Genomic DNA, 242 nt, shown 5'->3' with positions numbered 1-242 from the left:
GTCCCGATACGCCGCCGCAGGGCGCTGTTCAGGGCCTCGTACTCCCGGTCGGGGTACTGTTTGCCCTGGATGGGCTCATGGTCGGGGGCGCTGTTGGCGTGGGCGGTGATTTCCCAGCCGTTGCAGCCCAACTGGTCGTGGACCGTCCGGCTTACCTGCTCCTGCATCAGCCCCAGGCCGCCCATAATGTTCCGCCGCACCGCCGCCTCCAGGGAGGTGTGGACCCCGCTCTGGTAGTCGAT

At 67.8% G+C, this 242-nt stretch carries 1 protein-coding gene; it reads right to left on the bottom strand.

What is annotated here, in order from left to right; translation table 11 throughout:
* On the bottom strand, positions 1-242 hold a 242-nt coding region (locus D1646_RS21525), incomplete at both ends, for a phage minor capsid protein (protein ID WP_160638408.1).

The sequence above is a fragment of the Pseudoflavonifractor sp. 60 genome, assembly GCF_009911645.1.
Lineage (GTDB): Bacteria > Bacillota > Clostridia > Oscillospirales > Oscillospiraceae > Lawsonibacter.
The sequence above is the reverse complement of the archived record's forward strand: the minus strand, read 5'-3'. Positions and strand labels throughout refer to the sequence as shown.